This window comes from Streptomyces sp. NPDC039609, from assembly GCF_055596705.1.
This window is the reverse complement of record NZ_JBVIUJ010000008.1, coordinates 99444-115349: the sequence shown is the minus strand read 5'-3', so window position 1 is coordinate 115349 and position 15906 is coordinate 99444. Positions and strand designations below refer to the sequence as shown.

At 70.3% G+C, this 15906-nt stretch carries 18 protein-coding genes; 7 read left to right on the top strand and 11 right to left on the bottom strand.

From position 1 onward, the window contains the following. Window positions 1–8 precede the first annotated feature (8 nt). The 4 genes from ACZ561_RS24485 to zapE all read right to left on the bottom strand — a co-directional run bounded on the left by ACZ561_RS24485 (window position 9) and on the right by zapE (window position 4084). Window positions 9–938: a PPK2 family polyphosphate kinase gene (locus ACZ561_RS24485; RefSeq protein WP_470998827.1), complete on the bottom strand. Its 930-nt coding sequence runs from the start codon at window positions 936–938 to the stop codon at window positions 9–11. A gap of 86 nt (window positions 939–1024) precedes the next feature. Further along, on the bottom strand, window positions 1025–2383 hold the full coding sequence (locus tag ACZ561_RS24480; protein WP_470998825.1) for an alkaline phosphatase PhoX: 1359 nt from the start codon (window positions 2381–2383) through the stop codon (window positions 1025–1027). 126 nt (window positions 2384–2509) lie between these two features. Beyond that, window positions 2510–2935, bottom strand: a complete 426-nt coding sequence (locus ACZ561_RS24475) for an OsmC family protein (protein WP_329114651.1) — start codon at window positions 2933–2935, stop codon at window positions 2510–2512. Window positions 2936–2968: 33 nt separating this feature from the next. Beyond that, window positions 2969–4084, bottom strand: coding sequence for a cell division protein ZapE (gene zapE, locus ACZ561_RS24470; RefSeq protein WP_470998823.1), 1116 nt, complete (start codon window positions 4082–4084; stop codon window positions 2969–2971). Window positions 4085–4120: 36 nt separating this feature from the next. On the opposite strand from zapE, the gene ACZ561_RS24465 reads away from it, so the two are divergent. From ACZ561_RS24465 to ACZ561_RS24440, 6 genes are all read left to right on the top strand, one after another. Next, window positions 4121–4900, top strand: a complete 780-nt coding sequence (locus ACZ561_RS24465; RefSeq protein ID WP_470998821.1) for a pyrimidine reductase family protein — start codon at window positions 4121–4123, stop codon at window positions 4898–4900. Window positions 4901–5006: 106 nt separating this feature from the next. Further along, complete coding sequence (locus ACZ561_RS24460; protein WP_470998819.1) at window positions 5007–5477, top strand: indole-3-glycerol phosphate synthase; 471 nt, start codon at window positions 5007–5009, stop codon at window positions 5475–5477. Between the two features lie 101 nt (window positions 5478–5578). Continuing rightward, a complete protein-coding gene (gene murC / locus ACZ561_RS24455; protein WP_470998817.1) occupies window positions 5579–6970 on the top strand; it encodes a UDP-N-acetylmuramate--L-alanine ligase in 1392 nt (463 codons plus the stop codon). A 13-nt stretch (window positions 6971–6983) separates the two neighbouring features. After that, window positions 6984–7394 (top strand): peptide-methionine (R)-S-oxide reductase MsrB, encoded by a 411-nt coding sequence (gene msrB, locus ACZ561_RS24450; RefSeq protein WP_376444222.1) that lies wholly within the window; start codon window positions 6984–6986, stop codon window positions 7392–7394. Window positions 7395–7514: 120 nt separating this feature from the next. Further along, window positions 7515–8210 carry an SMI1/KNR4 family protein gene (locus tag ACZ561_RS24445; RefSeq protein ID WP_470998815.1) on the top strand — a complete coding sequence of 232 codons (696 nt, stop codon included), beginning with the start codon at window positions 7515–7517 and terminating at the stop codon, window positions 8208–8210. Next, window positions 8207–8794: an NAD(P)H-dependent oxidoreductase gene (locus ACZ561_RS24440; protein ID WP_470998813.1), complete on the top strand. Its 588-nt coding sequence runs from the start codon at window positions 8207–8209 to the stop codon at window positions 8792–8794. The genes ACZ561_RS24445 and ACZ561_RS24440 overlap by 4 nt, the downstream gene beginning before the upstream one ends. 3 nt (window positions 8795–8797) lie before the next feature. On the opposite strand, the gene ACZ561_RS24435 is transcribed toward ACZ561_RS24440, so the two are convergent. The 7 genes from ACZ561_RS24435 to ACZ561_RS24405 all read right to left on the bottom strand — a co-directional run bounded on the left by ACZ561_RS24435 (window position 8798) and on the right by ACZ561_RS24405 (window position 14240). Continuing rightward, a complete protein-coding gene (locus tag ACZ561_RS24435; RefSeq protein ID WP_470998811.1) occupies window positions 8798–10039 on the bottom strand; it encodes a benzoate/H(+) symporter BenE family transporter in 1242 nt (413 codons plus the stop codon). 175 nt (window positions 10040–10214) lie between these two features. After that, window positions 10215–10850, bottom strand: a complete 636-nt coding sequence (locus ACZ561_RS24430; RefSeq protein ID WP_470998809.1) for a contact-dependent growth inhibition system immunity protein — start codon at window positions 10848–10850, stop codon at window positions 10215–10217. A 9-nt stretch (window positions 10851–10859) separates the two neighbouring features. Beyond that, a complete protein-coding gene (locus tag ACZ561_RS24425; RefSeq protein ID WP_376444209.1) occupies window positions 10860–11177 on the bottom strand; it encodes an RNase A-like domain-containing protein in 318 nt (105 codons plus the stop codon). Then, a complete protein-coding gene (locus tag ACZ561_RS24420; protein ID WP_470998807.1) occupies window positions 11174–11824 on the bottom strand; it encodes a hypothetical protein in 651 nt (216 codons plus the stop codon). The genes ACZ561_RS24425 and ACZ561_RS24420 overlap by 4 nt, the downstream gene beginning before the upstream one ends. A 14-nt stretch (window positions 11825–11838) precedes the next feature. Further along, window positions 11839–13539, bottom strand: coding sequence for an RNase A-like domain-containing protein (locus ACZ561_RS24415; protein WP_470998805.1), 1701 nt, complete (start codon window positions 13537–13539; stop codon window positions 11839–11841). Next, entirely contained in the window at window positions 13539–13838 is a 300-nt protein-coding gene (locus tag ACZ561_RS24410; RefSeq protein WP_376444202.1) for a WXG100 family type VII secretion target, read from the bottom strand. The genes ACZ561_RS24415 and ACZ561_RS24410 overlap by 1 nt, the downstream gene beginning before the upstream one ends. A 12-nt stretch (window positions 13839–13850) precedes the next feature. Then, window positions 13851–14240: a WXG100 family type VII secretion target gene (locus tag ACZ561_RS24405; RefSeq protein ID WP_470998803.1), complete on the bottom strand. Its 390-nt coding sequence runs from the start codon at window positions 14238–14240 to the stop codon at window positions 13851–13853. Window positions 14241–14350: 110 nt separating this feature from the next. Here ACZ561_RS24405 and ACZ561_RS24400 point away from each other — a divergent pair, with 110 nt between their 5' ends. Continuing rightward, window positions 14351–15844, top strand: coding sequence for a TerD family protein (locus tag ACZ561_RS24400; protein ID WP_470998801.1), 1494 nt, complete (start codon window positions 14351–14353; stop codon window positions 15842–15844). Window positions 15845–15906: the final 62 nt, after the last annotated feature.

Genomic DNA, 15906 nt, shown 5'->3' with positions numbered 1-15906 from the left:
GTAACTGATCAGGAAGCGAGCAGCTGCCTACGGCTCTCGGCCACGTCGAAGTCTCCCGGCGGGTACCGCGGATCCAGCGCCTCCAGGTATTCCAGGAGCAGCGTGCTGATGGCCCAGTTGCGGTACCACTTACGGTCGGCGGGGACCACGTACCACGGCGCCTCCGGTGTGGAGCAGCGCTCCAGCGCCAGCTCGTACGCATGCTGGTACGCGGGCCACAGCGCCCGCTCCTCGATGTCGCCCGTGTTGAACTTCCAGTGCTTGTCCGGGTTGTCGAGCCGCTCCAGAAGCCGCGCGCGCTGCTCCTCGTACGAGATGTGCAGGAAGACCTTGACGATCGTGACACCGTCGTCCGCGAGGGACTCCTCCCAGCGGTTGATCTGGCCGTAGCGTCGGCCGAGGTCGCGGCGCGGGACCAGGTCCCGGACGCGGGTGATGAGCACGTCCTCGTAGTGCGAGCGGTCGAAGATGCCGATCTCGCCCGGCACCGGCAGGGCCCGGCTGATCCGCCAGAGGAAGGGGTGGCCCCGTTCCTCCGTCGTGGGGGCCTTGAAGGACCGGATCCGGCAGCCGGACGGGTTGAAGTAGCCGATCACATGTTTGACCGTGCCGCCTTTGCCGCTGGTGTCCATGCCCTGGAGCACGAGCAGCAGCCGGCGCCGGTCGCCGGCCGTGCTCGCCGCGAAGAGGCGTTCCTGGAGCTCGGCGAGGCGTGGGGCCAGACGTGTGGTGGCCTCGATCCCGGCCGCCTTGTCGGCCGGGCCGGCCGGGATGTCCCTGGCGGAGTACGAGGAGAGGTCGACCGGCTTGCCGACGGGGAGGCGCAGCACCTCCCGCAGGGCCGCGGACCGCACCGGCGGGGTCCGCGGCCGCTTCTTCCCGGACCCCTTGGACCCCTTGGCCGCCTTCCCGTCCTTCTTCTCTTCCTTCTTCGCCATCTGCGCCCCTTCGGGTCCGTCGCTCGCCTTCTCCCGATCCTGCGACGGATTCGACGGACCCGCGAACGGTGTGGCGAAGGGCTAGGTCAGCACCATGGGCCCGTCACCGCGAACGTCGTCCCGGGGGTGTAGCAGTTGACGTACATCGTCCGCCCGTCCGGCGAGAACGTGACGCCCGCGAACTCGCCCCACTCCGGGGCCTCCGGCGTTCCGATGTTCTGCGCCCCTCTGGCGACCGCGTACACCTCGCCCTTCCGGCTCACGCCGTAGACGTGCTGGCCACCTTCGCCGTCCTCGCTGACCATCAGACCGCCGCTCGGAGCGAGACAGATGTTGTCCGGCGATTCCCCGGGCAGCTGGATGTCGGTGCTCGGACCGAAGACGACGACGAGCGTGAGCCGGCGCCGATGCGGCTCGTACTTCCACACCTGGCCGTAGTGGGTGGCCGCCGAGCCGTCCTTGGCGCGGGCGAAGGACGAGACGAAGTACACGGCCCGCCCGCCCCAGTAGCAGCCCTCCAGCTTCTGCGCGTGCGTGATGCCCTTCGGCCCGAAGTCCTGGAGCCTGATGGGTGTTTCGACCGCCTGCGGATCCGGTACGGGGACCCACTCGACGCCACCGAAGCTCGCCCCGGTCTCCTGGACCACGGAGAGGTCGGGCACGCCCGGCACACGCATCGCCTCCAGGGCTCCGCCCGCACGCAGCGAACCGTGGCCGCCCAGCGGCTTCTCCGGAAGGAAGCGGTAGAAGAGCCCGAAGGGCCGCTCGAACGCGTCCTCCGTCTCGTACACGATCCCGCTGTGCGGGTCGACGGCGATCGCCTCGTGCTGGAAGCGGCCCATGGCGGTCAGCGGTACGGCTCCGGTGCGGTGCGGATCGGCGCCGTCGACCTCGAAGATGAAGCCGTGGTCCTTGGTGTAGCCGTTGGTCCCGGCCTTGTCCTCGGTCTCCTCGCAGGTCAGCCAGGTGCCCCAAGGGGTGGGCCCGCCCGCGCAGTTGACCGCGGTGCCGGCGATGGCGACGCGCTCGCCGAGGACGTTGCCGCGGCCGTCCAGCTCGATCGCCGTACAGCCGCCCTTGGCGGCGGGGTCGTACGTCAGGCATTCCACGGTCGGGACGCCGATCTTGCCGGTGACCCGGTTCTCATGGTTGCGGACCAGATGGACGCGGCCCCGGCGGCCGGCGAAGGCGGCCATGCCGTCGAAATTGCTGGGGACGAGGCCCTCGCCGGAGCGGAGGGGGTCGCCCTGGCGGGAGAGGACCTTGTAGCGGAAGCCCTTGGGGAGGTCGAGGAGCCCGGCCGGGTCGGGGATCAGCGGGCCGTATCCGGCGTGACCGCGAGCGGCCGCCGTACCGGCGAAGAGTTCGGAGAAGGCGCCCGCGAAGGCGATGCCGGCGACGGACGCGCCGGAGCGGGACAGGATCTGACGTCGTGTTGCGGACATGAGGCAACCCACTTTTCCTGTTGGCGGACAGGTGTGTGATGTGACGTGTGACCCGCATGTGTGTATCACGCACTGTGGTGACAGGTGAACCATGCGGGCCACAACGGCCTCATGTGGCGAGAGCGATCAGGCGAGTTCGGCGGTCAGCGTGATCGTGGTGCCGGTGAGCGCCTGGCTGACCGGGCAGTTCTTCTTGGCGTCCTCGGCCAGCTCGAGGAACTTGTCCTTGTCCAGGCCCGGGACCTCGCCGCGCACGGTGATGTGGCTGCCCGTGATGCCCTTGCCCGGCACGAAGGTGACGTCGGCCTTGGTCTCCAGGCGGGTCGGCGGGGTGTCGTTCTTGGCCAGAATGTTGGAGAAGGCCATCGAGTAGCAGGAGGAGTGTGCGGCGGCGATCAGCTCTTCCGGGCTGGTCTTGCCGTTCGGCTCCTCGGTGCGGGCCGGCCAGGAGACGTCGTACGAGCCGAGGCCGGAGGAGTCGAGGGTGACGACGCCCTTGCCCTTGAGGAGGTCACCCTCCCAGACGGCGTGGGCGGAGCGGGTTGCGGCCATGATGAATCCCTTTCGATCGGGTATGGCCCCAACCTACTGCTCCACCAGACCCTTTGCGTCCCGTGCCAGGGCGGTGAGCCGGGAGATCGCCCGGAAGTACTTCTTCCGGTACCCGCCCTTCAGCATCTCTTCACTGAACAGCCGGTCGAAGGGGAGCCCGGAGGCGAGCACCGGGACCTCACGGTCGTACAGCCGGTCGGCGAGGACCACGAGCCGCAGCGCGGTCGACTGGTCCGGGACCGCCTGGACATCGGTGAGGCAGACCGCGGACAGTCCGTCGGTCAGCGCGCCGTACCGGCTGGGGTGGACCTTCGCCAGGTGGTCGAGCAGGTGCGGGAAGTCGTCGAGCGAGGAGCCCGGCGTCGCGTACGCCGCCTTCGTCACCTGCTCCTCGGAGTACGGGGCGGGCGCCTCGGGCAGCCCGCGGTGACGGTAGTCCTCGCCGTCGATCCTCAGCGGCCGGAAATGGGCGGAGAGGCCCTGGATCTCGCGCAGGAAGTCGACGGCGGCGAACCGGCCCTCGCCCAGCTTGCCAGGCAGCGTGTTGGAGGTCGCGGCCAGCGCCACGCCCGCCTCCACGAGCCGGCTGAGCAGGGAGGAGACGAGGACGGTGTCGCCCGGGTCGTCCAGCTCGAATTCGTCGATGCAGAGCAGTCGGTGTCCGCTGAGCGTCTGCACGGTCTGCTGGAAGCCCAGCGCACCCACGAGGTTCGTCAGCTCCACGAACGTGCCGAAGGCCTTGAGCCCCGGCTCGGCGGGCGTGGCGTGCCAGAGGGAGGCGAGGAGGTGGGTCTTGCCGACGCCGTAGCCGCCGTCGAGGTAGATCCCGCGCGGGCCGGTGGGGGCGGCGGGCTTCTTGGCGAACCAGCGACCGAGCGCCGGACGCCTGCCGGCGCCGGTGGCGTGGGCACCGCCGAGCCCCTCGGCGAAGGAGCTCAGGGCCTTGACCGCGTCGGTCTGGCTGGGCTGGTTCGGGTCCGGGATGTAGGTGTCGAACCGCACCGAGTCGAATCGCGGCGGCGGGACCATCTCGGCGACGAGCCGGTCGGCGGGGACATGGGGCTCCCGGGCGCAGAGGGAGACCGGAGCGGCTTCGACGGAAGCGGCTTCGGTTATGACGCGGGAGGTGTGGGAGGCACGGGTCGACACAGTTCCCCACTGTAAGCGCCGTGTCAGACTGCGAGGATGCGACGCCTGTTCCCTGTGACGGACATGACAGCCGACGACGCCCTCGCCGGGGACCGGGAGTGGTCCCTCGACGAGCTGGCCGATCTCTACGCGTACCCGGAGCTGCCCGCGGAGGGTGTCTGGCTGCGCGCCAACATGGTCTCCTCCCTCGACGGGGCAGGTCAGCACGACGGCCGCTCCCAGCCCCTCTCGTCCGACAGCGACATGCGGATCTTCGGCGCACTGCGGGGTCTGGCCGACGTGATCGTGGTGGGGGCGCAGACCGTACGCCAGGAGGGGTACAGGCCGGCCCGCGCCCGGGACGTGTTCGCGGCCCGCCGGGCGGCCGCCGGGCAAGGGCCCGCGCCGGTGATCGCGGTGGTCAGCGCCTCCCTGGACCTGGACTTCTCGGCCCCGCTGTTCACCGAGCCGCTGGTGCCGACGCTGATCCTGACCGGGGCCGCTGCGCCCCCCGACCGGGCGGACGCGGCCGTCAAGGCGGGTGCGGAGGTGGTCGTCGCCGGCGACGGGCCCGGCGTGGAGCCGGACCGCGCGAAGGCGGCGCTCGCGGCGCGGGGGCTGCGGCGCCAGCTGACCGAGGGCGGGCCCCGGCTGCTCGGACAGTTCGTGGCGGCGGGCGTGCTCGACGAGCTGTGTCTGACGGTGTCGCCGACGATGACGGCGGGCACCGCTCAGAGGATCGCGGGAGGCCCGTCGGTGGACGTCCCGAAACGGTTCGCCGTGGCGTCGGTGCTGGAGGAGGCCGGGTTCCTTTTCACCCGCTACCGTCGGATCTGACAATCGGCGGAATTTGTCGTTCCGGTTAGCTTCCGCTGGGCACACTTACCCCCGTAGACCCCGTGCGGGCACGGGGAAGGATGGTTTCCGCAGAAGGGCTCCTGAGGTGTTCACAAGCGTTCTGATGATCGAGAAGCCCCTCACGTCCGTCGACGTGGAATTCGTCACCACCCTGCACGGCGAAGAGACGGTGTCCTTCATCGTGCTGATGCAGCCCCGTGGTGACCAGGCCGATGTACTGCTGCGCGCCATCGACGACGTCGCCATGGGCGAGCTGAAGGAAGCGGCCAAGGAGGGGGACCAACCGGAGGGCAAGGAGGCCCGTGTCCCCGCCGAGCAGGCCCTGGAGTACTCGCTCCAGGCCCTGCGGAACGCCGGCTGCGAGGCGGTCGGACAGGTGGTCGAGGACCACCCCCTCGACAAGATGAAGTCCGTCGTCGACGAGTCGGACGCCGACGAGGTGATCGTCCTGACGGCCCCGCACTACGTGGAGGAGTTCTTCCACCGGGACTGGGCCTCGCGGGCCCGCCACAAGGTCGGCGTCCCGGTCCTGAAGCTGTTCGCGCACAGCGAGTGACGGGGGCGGCCCGGACGGCCGCGGGCGCGGTGCCCGGGGCCGTCCGGGCGAGCCACTAGGCTGGGGCCCTCCTGTACGTCGCACCCCGGGGAGAGATCCGCATGGCACCCGCCATCCCTGCCGCCATGGAACGGCCGCACTTCATCGGCATCGGCGGTGCCGGAATGTCGGGCATCGCGAAGATCCTCGCCCAGCGCGGGGCGAAGGTGGCCGGCAGCGACGCGAAGGAGTCCGCGACCGCCGAAGCGCTGCGCGCCCTCGGCGTCACCGTCCACATCGGGCACGCCGCCGGCCACCTCGCCGACGATGCCACCGCCGTCGTCGTCTCCAGCGCCATTCGCGCCGACAACCCCGAGCTGGCCCGCGCCGCCGAGCTCGACATCCCGGTCGTCCACCGCTCCGACGCCCTCGCCTCCCTCATGGACGGCCTGCGCGCGATCGCCGTCGCCGGGACGCACGGCAAGACCACGACCACCTCCATGCTGGCCGTCGCCCTCACCGAGCTCGGCCTGGACCCCTCGTACGCCATCGGCGGCGACCTCGCGGGCCCCGGCACCAACGCCCGCCACGGCGCGGGGGAGGTCTTCGTCGCCGAGGCCGACGAAAGCGACCGCAGCTTCCAGAAGTACGACCCCGAGGTCGCGATCGTCCTCAACGTGGAGCTGGACCACCACGCGAACTACGCGTCGTTGGACGAGATCTACGAGTCCTTCGAGGCGTTCGCCGCCAAGATCCGCCCCGGCGGCACCCTGGTCGTCGGCGAGCACTCCGGCGCCCGCGAGCTGGCCGCCCGGGTCGCGCACCGCGAGGGACTGGACATCGTCACCGTCGGAGAGGCCGAGACCTCCGACGTGTGGATCCGCTCGATCGTGCCGAACGGCATGACCAGCGAGGTCGTGGTCGTCCTCGACGGCGTCGAGCACACCTTCACCGTCTCCGTCCCCGGCCGCCACTACGCCCACAACGCCGCCGCGGCCCTCGCCGCCGGCGCCCGCGTCGGCATCGACCCCGCCGAGCTGGCCCAGGCCCTCACCGCGTACACCGGTGTCGGCCGGCGCCTCCAGCTGAAGGGCGAGGCGGCGGGCGTCCAGGTCATCGACTCGTACGCGCACCACCCCACGGAGATGACCGCCGACCTGGAGGCGATGCGCGGCGCGGCCGGAGCCTCGCGGCTCGTGGTCGTCTTCCAGCCCCACCTCTTCTCCCGCACCCAGGAGCTCGGCAAGGAGATGGGCGACGCCCTGGCCCTCGCCGACGCCTCCGTGGTCCTCGACATCTACCCGGCCCGCGAGGACCCGATCCCCGGCATCACCAGCGAGCTGATCATCACGGCTGCCCGCGCCGCCGGCGCCGACGTGACGGCCGTGCACGACAAGGAGACCGTCCCGGAGGTGATCGCGGGAATGGCCAAGCCCGGTGATCTCGTTCTCACGATGGGCGCGGGCGACGTCACGGACCTCGGACCGCGGATCCTCGCCCACCTGTCGAAGTAGAGGGAGAGAGCTCATGTCGTACGACGTCGAGAAGCCGGACGAGCAGTGGCGTGCGGAGCTGACCCCGGCGGAGTACCAGGTACTGCGCCAGGCGGGCACCGAGCCCGCGTTCCGGGGTGAGTACACCGACACCACGACCAAGGGCGTCTACTCCTGTCGGGCGTGCAACGCCGAGCTCTTCACCTCGACCGAGAAGTTCGAGTCGCACTGCGGCTGGCCGTCCTTCTACGACCCGAAGGACAGCGCCGCCGTCGAACTGATCGAGGACCGCTCGCACGGCATGCTCCGCACCGAGGTGCGCTGCGCGCGCTGCGGCTCGCACCTGGGCCATGTCTTCGAGGGCGAGGGCTACCCGACGCCGACGGACCAGCGCTACTGCATCAACTCGATCTCGCTGCGGCTCACGCCGCAGTCGGATGCGTAGCCGGACACGGCTCCCGAGTGCCCCTGGTCGACCACGGTCGGCCGGGGGCACGTTCGTAGGGCGGCGGGAACCGTCGGCGACCGCCCCCGGAACGCGACCGATACGGACGGACGGGACCCTGTGACCGGCTTCGACGAACTCACCCGGCTCAGCCCGCCACCGGCCGCCGCACCGCCGCCCTCGGACTGGGACGAGATCGAGAACACCCTGGGGATACGGCTGCCCCGCGACTACAAGAACCTTGCCGACACCTACGGTCCCGGCGCGTTCTGCCGGTTCCTGCACCTCTACCACCCTCTCGGGGCAACGCAATGGGTCGCCCTCACCGGGCCCATGCCCGCCACCATCCGTCGCCTGCTCGAAGACACCCGAGCCCGGGACGCCCGCCTGGTTCGGTACGACCCGCGGAACCTCTTCGCCATCGGAGTCACCGACAACGGCGAGTACCTCTTCTGGATCACGGAACCGGCCACCGACCCGGACGCCTGGCACGTCGCCGTCAACGAAGCCCGTGGGCGCCGCTGGTACACCCACCGCGGAACCCTGACGGACTTCCTCGCCGCCTTGCTCGGCGGCCGGACCACCGTCCCTCTCTTCCCCCGGGACCTCCTCGACCACGGCGCGACCTTCACGCCGTCCACGCCCGGGACCGGTGGGCCTTGGCCTCCGGGTCCCCTGGAGCTGACCGGACGATCCGTCAGTACCGGGGTCGTGCGCGAGTGGGCGCGCGCCAACGGTTACGCGGTACCCGACCGCGGACGCGTCCCGCGCGAGATTCTGGAGGCCTGGAATCAGGCGGAGGGGGAGAGATCGTGACCCACGTTCATGTCGTCTACGCGCACCCGGGTGAGCGGAGCTTCACGCGTGATGTGCTCGACGCGTTCATGGGTGGGCTCGTCGAGGGCGGACACACGTACACCGTTTCGGACCTCGACGCGATGGGGTTCCGATCGGAGCTCACGCGCGACGAGTACGAGCGCGAGTCCGGGCGCCGTGCCGACGCGGCCGTTCCCGACGACGTCGCCGCCGAGCACGCCCGCCTCGCGGCCGCCGACGCGTGGGTGTTCGTCTATCCGGTGTGGTGGGCCGACTGTCCCGCGCGGCTCAAGGGCTGGTTCGACCGGGTGTGGACGGTCGGGTTCGCGTACAAGCCGGCCGGGGTCGTGGTGGCGCGGAAGGCGCTGGTGCTGTGCACGGCCGGGTACACCGTCGCCGAGCTCGACGCCTCGGGGTGCCACGAGGCGATGAGGACCGTCATGCTCACCGACCGGATCGGCGCGCGTGCGAAGACGAGCGACTTCGTCGTCCTGGGTGGGTCGGCGACCCATGGGGAGGAGGAGTGGGCCACCCTCAGGGACGAGCACCTCGCTCGGGCGGCGGAGCTGGCGCGGTCGCTCTGAGGCTCAGTGGCTCCTCACCTCCTCGGGGGTGGCGGGGCGCGGCTCCTGGTCCGCCTGCTTCCCGGACCTGCGGCGGGCGAGGTCGCCCACCGCGAGTGTCAGGACGCCCGCCAGCAGACCCCAGAACGTCGAACCGATACCGAAGAGCGTGAGACCGGACGCGGTGGCGAGCAGCGTCACCACGGCCGGCTCGCGGAGGCGGTCGTCCAGCAGCGCCGAGGTGAGCGAGCTGCCGATGGTGCCGAGAAGACCGATGCCCGCGATGCCCAGGACCAGGGCCGGCGGCATCGCGGTGAGGAGCCAGCCGACCGTTCCGCCGAAGAGGCCGACCAGCAGATAGAAGACACCCGCCCAGACACCCGCGACCCAGCGCTTGCGCGGGTCGGGGTGGGCGGCCTCGCCGCTGCAGATCGCCGCCGTGATCGCGGCCAGGTTCAGGCCGAAGCAACCGAAGGGCGCGAGGACGGTGTTGACCGCACCCGTCCAGGTGAGGAGGGGCGAGATCGGCGTCGAATAGCCGGCGTTGCGCAGGACGGTCACCCCCGGCAGGTTCTGCGAGGCCATCGTCACCGCGAAGAGCGGCAGACCGACCCCGACGAGCACCTGCCAGCTGAACTCGGGGCGTACGAAGGACGGTTCGGCCAGGGCGAGCTCGAATCCGTCCAGCTTCCAGGCCCCCTGCCACGCGGTCGCCGCGATCCCGGCGACGAGCGCGACGACGACCGCGTACCGGGGGAACCACCGCCGGCCCACGAGGTACGCCAGGAACATGGGGACGGCGATCAGTCCGTTCCGCTCCATCTGCGTGAACAGTTCGGTGCCGAACTGGAGGAGTACCCCGGCGAGCAGCGCGGAGGCGAGCGGGACCGGAATCCGGTTCATGATCCGCTCGAACCACCCGGTGACCCCACTGATGACGATCAGCACGCCGGAGAGCAGGAACGCCCCGACGGCCTGCGCCATCGTCACCCCCTGCAGCCCGGTGGCGAGCAGAGCGGCACCCGGCGTCGACCAGGCCGTCACGATCGGCGCGCGGTAGCGCAGGGAGAGGGCGATACAGGTGACGCCCATGCCTATGCCCAGCGCGAAGACCCATGAGGTGAGCTGCGCGGAGGTGGCCCCCGCGGCTTTGGCGGCGGTGAACACGACGGCCACGGAGCTGGTGACGCCGATGAGCATGGCGAGAAAGCCGGCCGCTACGGCGGTGGGGGGCGCGGCGGACCGCAGATGTCGGGTGAAGGCCATGGTGGCGTGCGCTCGTTCCGGAGAAGGGGAAGAGGGGGAGTCCAGCCGGACCGCCCCGCACCGGGGCGGTCCGGTACGGGGCGGTGTGGGCGGCGAGGGTGATGATGCGATGGCCGCTCGATGCGGTGTGATGCGGTGCGGTGCGCGCGGCGGGGTTTCGCGGCGCCGCCGGCCCTCAGCGCAGCCGCTCGGCGAGCTCGGCCAGCCAGGCCCCGGGGCCCAGCGGTTCCGGGGGATCGACCTCCATGCCCAGTTCGGCGACGGCGACCGCGTAGTCCGACTCGTCGAGTGGCAGGGAGAGCAGGTCGTGCAGCTCGCCCGCGAGCTGGGCGACCAGGCCGGGGTCGGTGCCGTCGGCGTAGTCCTGGACCGCGGCGTCGTGGTCGCCGAACTCGTCGGGCATGTCCTGGGAGAACCAGCCCCCGAGGAACTGGCCCAGCTCGGGGAAGCGCGCGTGCCACTCCCAGTGGGTCTGCGGAGTCTTCGGCGGCGGAGCCATGCCCGTCTCCACGCTCTCCCGCAACCGGTCGGCCAGGCGCAGCAGCCAGTCCTGGATCTCCGTGTCCGGCAGCCCGACGTCAGGTACGGGATAGAACTCGCCGAGCCGCAGCCGCAGCCGCCCCGGAGGGTTCTGGGCGTACTCGCGCAGTTGGTGCTCGGCGGCCGCGATCACCCAGGGCCGGGTCCGCCAGCAGTGCCGGAGATAGGCCTCCAGGGCTTCCTCGCTGTCGGCGGTGCATCCCAGGTGGGCACGGACGACTTGATCCAGCTCGCCGTACCTTCGGTCGTGTTCGAGTGGCTTGAGGGACACAGGAAGCCTCTAGAGGTAGATCGGGAAGGTGGTGTGCACGGTGAAACCGTGCGGACTCGCGTCGCTCCGCTTCAGCGTGACCCGGGCGGCCCGCACCTCCACGGCGTCCCGTCCGGCCAGCATCATCGCGTCCAGCAGCACGCGCCCGACCGGCTCGGGACGCGAGGGCCAGGAAGCCTCGATCGTGAGCCGCTGCCGTGTCGACTGCGCCAGCCAGCGGTGGATCACCTGCTCGTTACGGGTGACGACCTGCTGGGTGGCCCATTGGGCGGTCTCCCGGTCGGGGTAGGTCGCGGCGCGGTTCCGGCGGACGGTGTCGGCGGTCATGAGTGCTCTCGTTGCATGTGGTCGTCGATGGTGTCGATGAGCTCGCGGAGCCGGTCGCGGGTGGCCCAGGACAGGCGCGCCCGGAGCGCGTCCTCGCCGGGGAAGAGGGCGAGGGCCCGCTGGGCCTCCGCCGTGAAGGCGGCGGCCCGCTGATGGCAGTAAGGATGCTCACCGGTCAGGAAAGACAGGACACTGTCCGTGAACGGGCCGCCCTCGTCCATGAGAATGGCGTCGAATCCGAACAGATGGGGAAAGGTCTGCAGGAATTCCCAGCCGGCCATCGGGAGTTCCTCATATTCGGGAACGCCTTCGCGGTGCAGAATGCGGACCAGTTCGGCCAGTGTGCGCAGATACTCGGCGGGATCCATGTCCCCGGCCGCCCGCGCGGCCTTCTCCCGGAATGCGGGCGGAAAGGGTTCGAGCGTACCCGCTCGGTCGACCGAGTCGGCGGCGAGCTCCAGGACGCCGCACGCCGTGTACACAGGGCAGTTCCAGTTCGCGATCCAGTCCTCCGTGACCACGCGGACGTACCGTCTGACCTCGTCGTCCAGGGAGAGCTTCCCGCCCGACTCCTGCGCGGCGACGGCGAGGTCGAGAAGGCGGAGCGCCGGACCGTCCGAGAAAAGTGACACAGGGGGTGACTGCATGTCTCGTACCTCTCTCACGGTCCCTCGTGCGGCATGGCGGTCAGCACGATGAACGGCGGATCGAGATCCTTCTTGTAGATCACCCGCACCTGGGCCCAGCTCCTGTCCTCGGCCTTGGCGTTCATGCCGTCGTTAGTGTAGTCGTCGCGCGAGACGCTCCGGCCGACGGTCTCCCCAGGGAATTCCAGATAGAGCGGCGGCTGAAGTTCCGACCTGTTCGGGTCGAAGTTCGGGTTTCTCTCCATCCGCTTTTCGACGCGATCGATCCAATTTGCGATCTTGTTCTCGTTGGCGTCGTTGCTGATGACCGCCTGCGTGTAGCGCTGGGCCGAGGCGAGGTCGGTGAAGGAGGAGGCCGCCGGCGCCCCCGGCTGGTCACGCAGCCGCATTCTCAGCTGGTCGTCGGTCATGCCGACGTGTTTGTCGATGGGATGGCTGTCGTACAGGCCCTCCTGACTCGCCAGGTCCATCGGGTAGTAGATGTCGTCGGGGTCCTGCCCGGGCACGGCATAGCGGTGCACCGGCTTGAAGTCGTTGAGTGAACGCGCGCCGAACGCCTGGGCCCGGGCCTGCTCGGACTGGTACGTGGGGACGGCGCGGTACGCCTCGTCGAGGGCGGGCAGCAGCTTGTTGAGCCGCGCCTCCACGCCGAGCAGCTCGCCCTCGTACTTCGACACCGCACGGTTCAGCGCGGCGGTGTCGATCTCCAGCGAGATGCCGATGCCCAGGCTCCTGCCCATGGACAGCAGGCCCTTGCCGATCTTCTTGAGATCGTCCATGCCGAGGCCGTCCTTGATGTGGGGCAGCGCGTCCCACACGGCCTTCTTGTAGATCCGCCACACCTCGGAGCGCATCGTCGAGGCGGCCTCGGCGAAGGCCCGCATGGCCTGGCTGACTTCCTGGGTCGTGTCGAACAGGACGCTCAGCACCGGATGGCTGCCGGTGCCCTGTCCTCCGGCCGTGTCGTGCTTCCACTCGTAACCGGCCGTCGAGGTTCCCCACGCCGTGGTGCCCCACAGCGAACTGGTGAACTGGCGCATGGCCGCCTGCCACTCGCCGTTGTTCGGGTCGGAGATGGAGCCGATGGATCCCGACAGCGCCGGCTCCACCTGGTGGAGGGTGAAGCCGGGCTCCAGCCAGGCGAGCGCGATCTTGTCGATCTCGAGGTAGTCCGGGAGGGGGAGGATGTCGGCGACCTCGCCGAACCGGTACACCTTGTTCAGCAGGGTGCGCAGGATGTCCAGAGCGAAGTCCGGTACCCCCTCCAGGACCCAGGAGATGAAGCCGCTGCTGTAGTCATCCATGTCACCCCACTTCAGGTCGACGATCCGCTGATACGTCGGGGGCTTGTCGATGACCTTCGGCAGCGGGAACTGCACAGGCTGGCCGGAGCCCGAGGGGTGGCTGGCGGCCTCGGCCCGGGAGTAGTTGTTGGCGGTGGTGACGAAACCGGTCGCGACACCCCCGACGCCGGCGACGGCCCGCGCCCAGGTGTCGAGGAACTTGTTGCCCACCTTGACGTAGGCGGTGGAGACGGCCTCGGCGGAGGCTCCGTAGCCGCCGCAGTCCATGTACTCCACGAGCTCGTAGATGAAGTCCTTCGCGGCCTTGTCCAGCAGCCCCTGCTGGATGACCACGGTGCCCGCCACCTCGTTCAACTGCCGGGGCGTGACGTCGAACCCACCGTTCTGGGCGGGTGCGGGAGGCGTACCCATCAGGCGGCCCCCCAGCCGTGGAGGACGGCCCGGTGGGCGGCACCGTAGTTCGCCTGACCGGTCGTCACCACCTCGTGCAGCCAGCGCTGGGCGGCCTGGAGGTCCTGCATCTGGCGGTCCCAGCGGTCGAGTTCGTCGATGAACGCCTCGCGGGCCTCGCCGTCCCAGCTCAGCACGACCTTCTCGGTCCGTGCGTAGAGGGCTTCGAGCTTGATGTTGAGTTGCTTGAGAATGTCCTCCAGCTCCGAGGCCAGATCTCGGAGTGTGCCGAAGTCGACGCCTATGTGGTCATCGGACATGGGAGCCCCCGCTCAGATGTCGAGAATGCTGCTGCGCGGCGTCGGGGCCGGGGTGGGTGACTGGAGTTGCTCGGCCTCGAGCGCCACGTCCACCGAACTCTCCATGCGCTGGAGACGCCGCAGGTTTTCGAGCTCCTGCTCGGTGAATCCGTCGCGGCTCATCCGCACGGCTTCCTCGAGGACGACGAGGATCTCCCGGATGCGCACGGCATCCTCGGCCGCACCCCGGTGCAGGGCGCGGTACGCCTTCCCCGTATCGCCCTTCCAGCCGGCTTCGATACGGTCGACGATGCCGTCCATCCGCCGTACCTGACCGTCGAGATGACGCTGCATCTCGTCCAAGTCGTCGGCCAGCCGAGTGAGATCGTCCTCGGCCACCTTCAAGTGGGCGTCGATCGTCATGGCCCCCGCCTCTCGTCGCTCGCGTCACCCTAACAAGGCGGTACGACAGCCTTGTCGCACGGGCCCGGGTGATCGGAAGATCCATGAGTGATCGATTTCGGGGAGGGGAAATGATCAAGGGAGGCAATGCCTTCGTTCCGACGGTGCCGCTACGGATCGCGGTACGGAACGGGGTGGATGTCGCGGCGCTGCTCCTGACGGAGACGGGTCGGGTCCGGGGGGACGGGGACATCGTGTTCCACGGCGCTCCGGTCCATCCGTCGGGCGCTGTACGGCTGCTCGGGGAGGAGAACGGCACGTCGTGGCTGGAGACGGCCCTCACCGCGGTCGAGGAGGAGGTCGTCCGCGTCCTCGTGGTCGGGTCGACGGAGAGCGATGCGATGCGGGACGTGCACGGGCTGTCCGTGGAGGCCTTCGCGCCGGACGGCACGTCGGTCGCGCGGTACGACGTGACCGACGCGGGTGGTGAGACCGCGATGGTCCTCGCGGAGCTGTACCGGCGGGCCGGGGGATGGAAGTTCCGTGCGGTGGGCCAGGGTTACCTGAACGGCCTCGCCGGTTTGGTGACGGACCACGGGGTGGACGTGGCGCGGAACGCCCCGGCCCCACCGGCGCCTGCCCCGGTTGCCTTCCAGCCTCCGGCGCCGTTCCAGGTCCCGATCCCGGCGGCGCCCGCACCGGCGCCGGTGGCGTTCCAGCCTCCGGCTCCGGCCCCGGCTCCGGTGGCGCCCGCGCCGGTGCCGTTTCAGCCTCCGGCTCCGGCGGCGTCCGCCCCGGTGCCGTTCCAGCCTCCGGCCCCGCCGGCGCAGGCGCCTGCCCCGGCTCCCCATCCGGCCTCGGTTCCGTTCCAGGTTCCGGCCGCCCAGGCTCCGGTGCCCGAGCCGCTTCCGCCGCATCCCGTACCGGCTCCTCCGGCGGCGGACGCGAGGGCCTGGACGTTCGGCGCGGACTTCGAGCCGTACACGCAGACCGGTCGGGACAACGACGTGATCACCGTGGAGGGGCTCCCGCCGGGGCCGGTCGTGGTCGATCTCGCCGTCCGGGGCGACGGCTACACCGGACTGTGGCCGCTCACCCGGTTCAACAAGGAGGGGGACACCCTCGTCAACAGCACCGAAGAGGACTTCCAGGGCCGCGTACTCACCCAGGTCCCCGAGAACGGTCGGCTTCGGCTGCGATTGAAGGCGGAGGGCCCCTGGCAGGTCCAGGTGCTGCCGCTGGCGGCGGCGACGCGTCTGACGGAGGAGCAGGTGGAGCGCCGGGGCCCCGACGTCCTGCTGCACACCGCGGGCACGGCCGACCTCGCCATCCACTACCGAGGGGACGACAACCTCATCGTCAACCTCTTTGAGCTGGCGGGGCACGACGACCACACGTGCTTGCCCACGGACGAGAACGTGGTCAACGAGATCGGCAAGCGGCGCGAGACCGTACCGCTGCCCGAGGGCCCGGTCCTCGTGCAGCTGGAGATGGCGGACGGCCCCTGGCGGGCCCACCTGAAGCGGGTGGAGCCCCACAGCCGGCCGTCGGACTGGGGCGGCCTCGCGAACGTGACCGACATCCGATCGGCCCAGGCCGGCCGGTCGTGGTGGTCCAGACGCTGATCGTCGCGGGCCATGAGCGCGCCGCTCCGGAGTTGTCCGGGGCGGCGCGGCTCCGTCGGAGC

What these genes read in the sequence shown, in the direction of transcription:
- msrB (WP_376444222.1), top strand. Translation starts at nt 6,984, where the DNA reads ATGTCGTACGACGTCGAGAAGCCGGACGAGCAGTGGCGTGCGGAGCTG.
- ACZ561_RS24435 (WP_470998811.1), bottom strand. Translation starts at nt 10,039, where the DNA reads ATGGCCTTCACCCGACATCTGCGGTCCGCCGCGCCCCCCACCGCCGTA.
- ACZ561_RS24475 (WP_329114651.1), bottom strand. Translation starts at nt 2,935, where the DNA reads ATGGCCGCAACCCGCTCCGCCCACGCCGTCTGGGAGGGTGACCTCCTC.
- ACZ561_RS24425 (WP_376444209.1), bottom strand. Translation starts at nt 11,177, where the DNA reads ATGACCGCCGACACCGTCCGCCGGAACCGCGCCGCGACCTACCCCGAC.
- ACZ561_RS24400 (WP_470998801.1), top strand. Translation starts at nt 14,351, where the DNA reads ATGATCAAGGGAGGCAATGCCTTCGTTCCGACGGTGCCGCTACGGATC.
- ACZ561_RS24465 (WP_470998821.1), top strand. Translation starts at nt 4,121, where the DNA reads ATGCGACGCCTGTTCCCTGTGACGGACATGACAGCCGACGACGCCCTC.
- ACZ561_RS24405 (WP_470998803.1), bottom strand. Translation starts at nt 14,240, where the DNA reads ATGACGATCGACGCCCACTTGAAGGTGGCCGAGGACGATCTCACTCGG.
- ACZ561_RS24480 (WP_470998825.1), bottom strand. Translation starts at nt 2,383, where the DNA reads ATGTCCGCAACACGACGTCAGATCCTGTCCCGCTCCGGCGCGTCCGTC.
- murC (WP_470998817.1), top strand. Translation starts at nt 5,579, where the DNA reads ATGGCACCCGCCATCCCTGCCGCCATGGAACGGCCGCACTTCATCGGC.
- ACZ561_RS24415 (WP_470998805.1), bottom strand. Translation starts at nt 13,539, where the DNA reads ATGGGTACGCCTCCCGCACCCGCCCAGAACGGTGGGTTCGACGTCACG.
- ACZ561_RS24420 (WP_470998807.1), bottom strand. Translation starts at nt 11,824, where the DNA reads ATGCAGTCACCCCCTGTGTCACTTTTCTCGGACGGTCCGGCGCTCCGC.
- ACZ561_RS24485 (WP_470998827.1), bottom strand. Translation starts at nt 938, where the DNA reads ATGGCGAAGAAGGAAGAGAAGAAGGACGGGAAGGCGGCCAAGGGGTCC.
- ACZ561_RS24410 (WP_376444202.1), bottom strand. Translation starts at nt 13,838, where the DNA reads ATGTCCGATGACCACATAGGCGTCGACTTCGGCACACTCCGAGATCTG.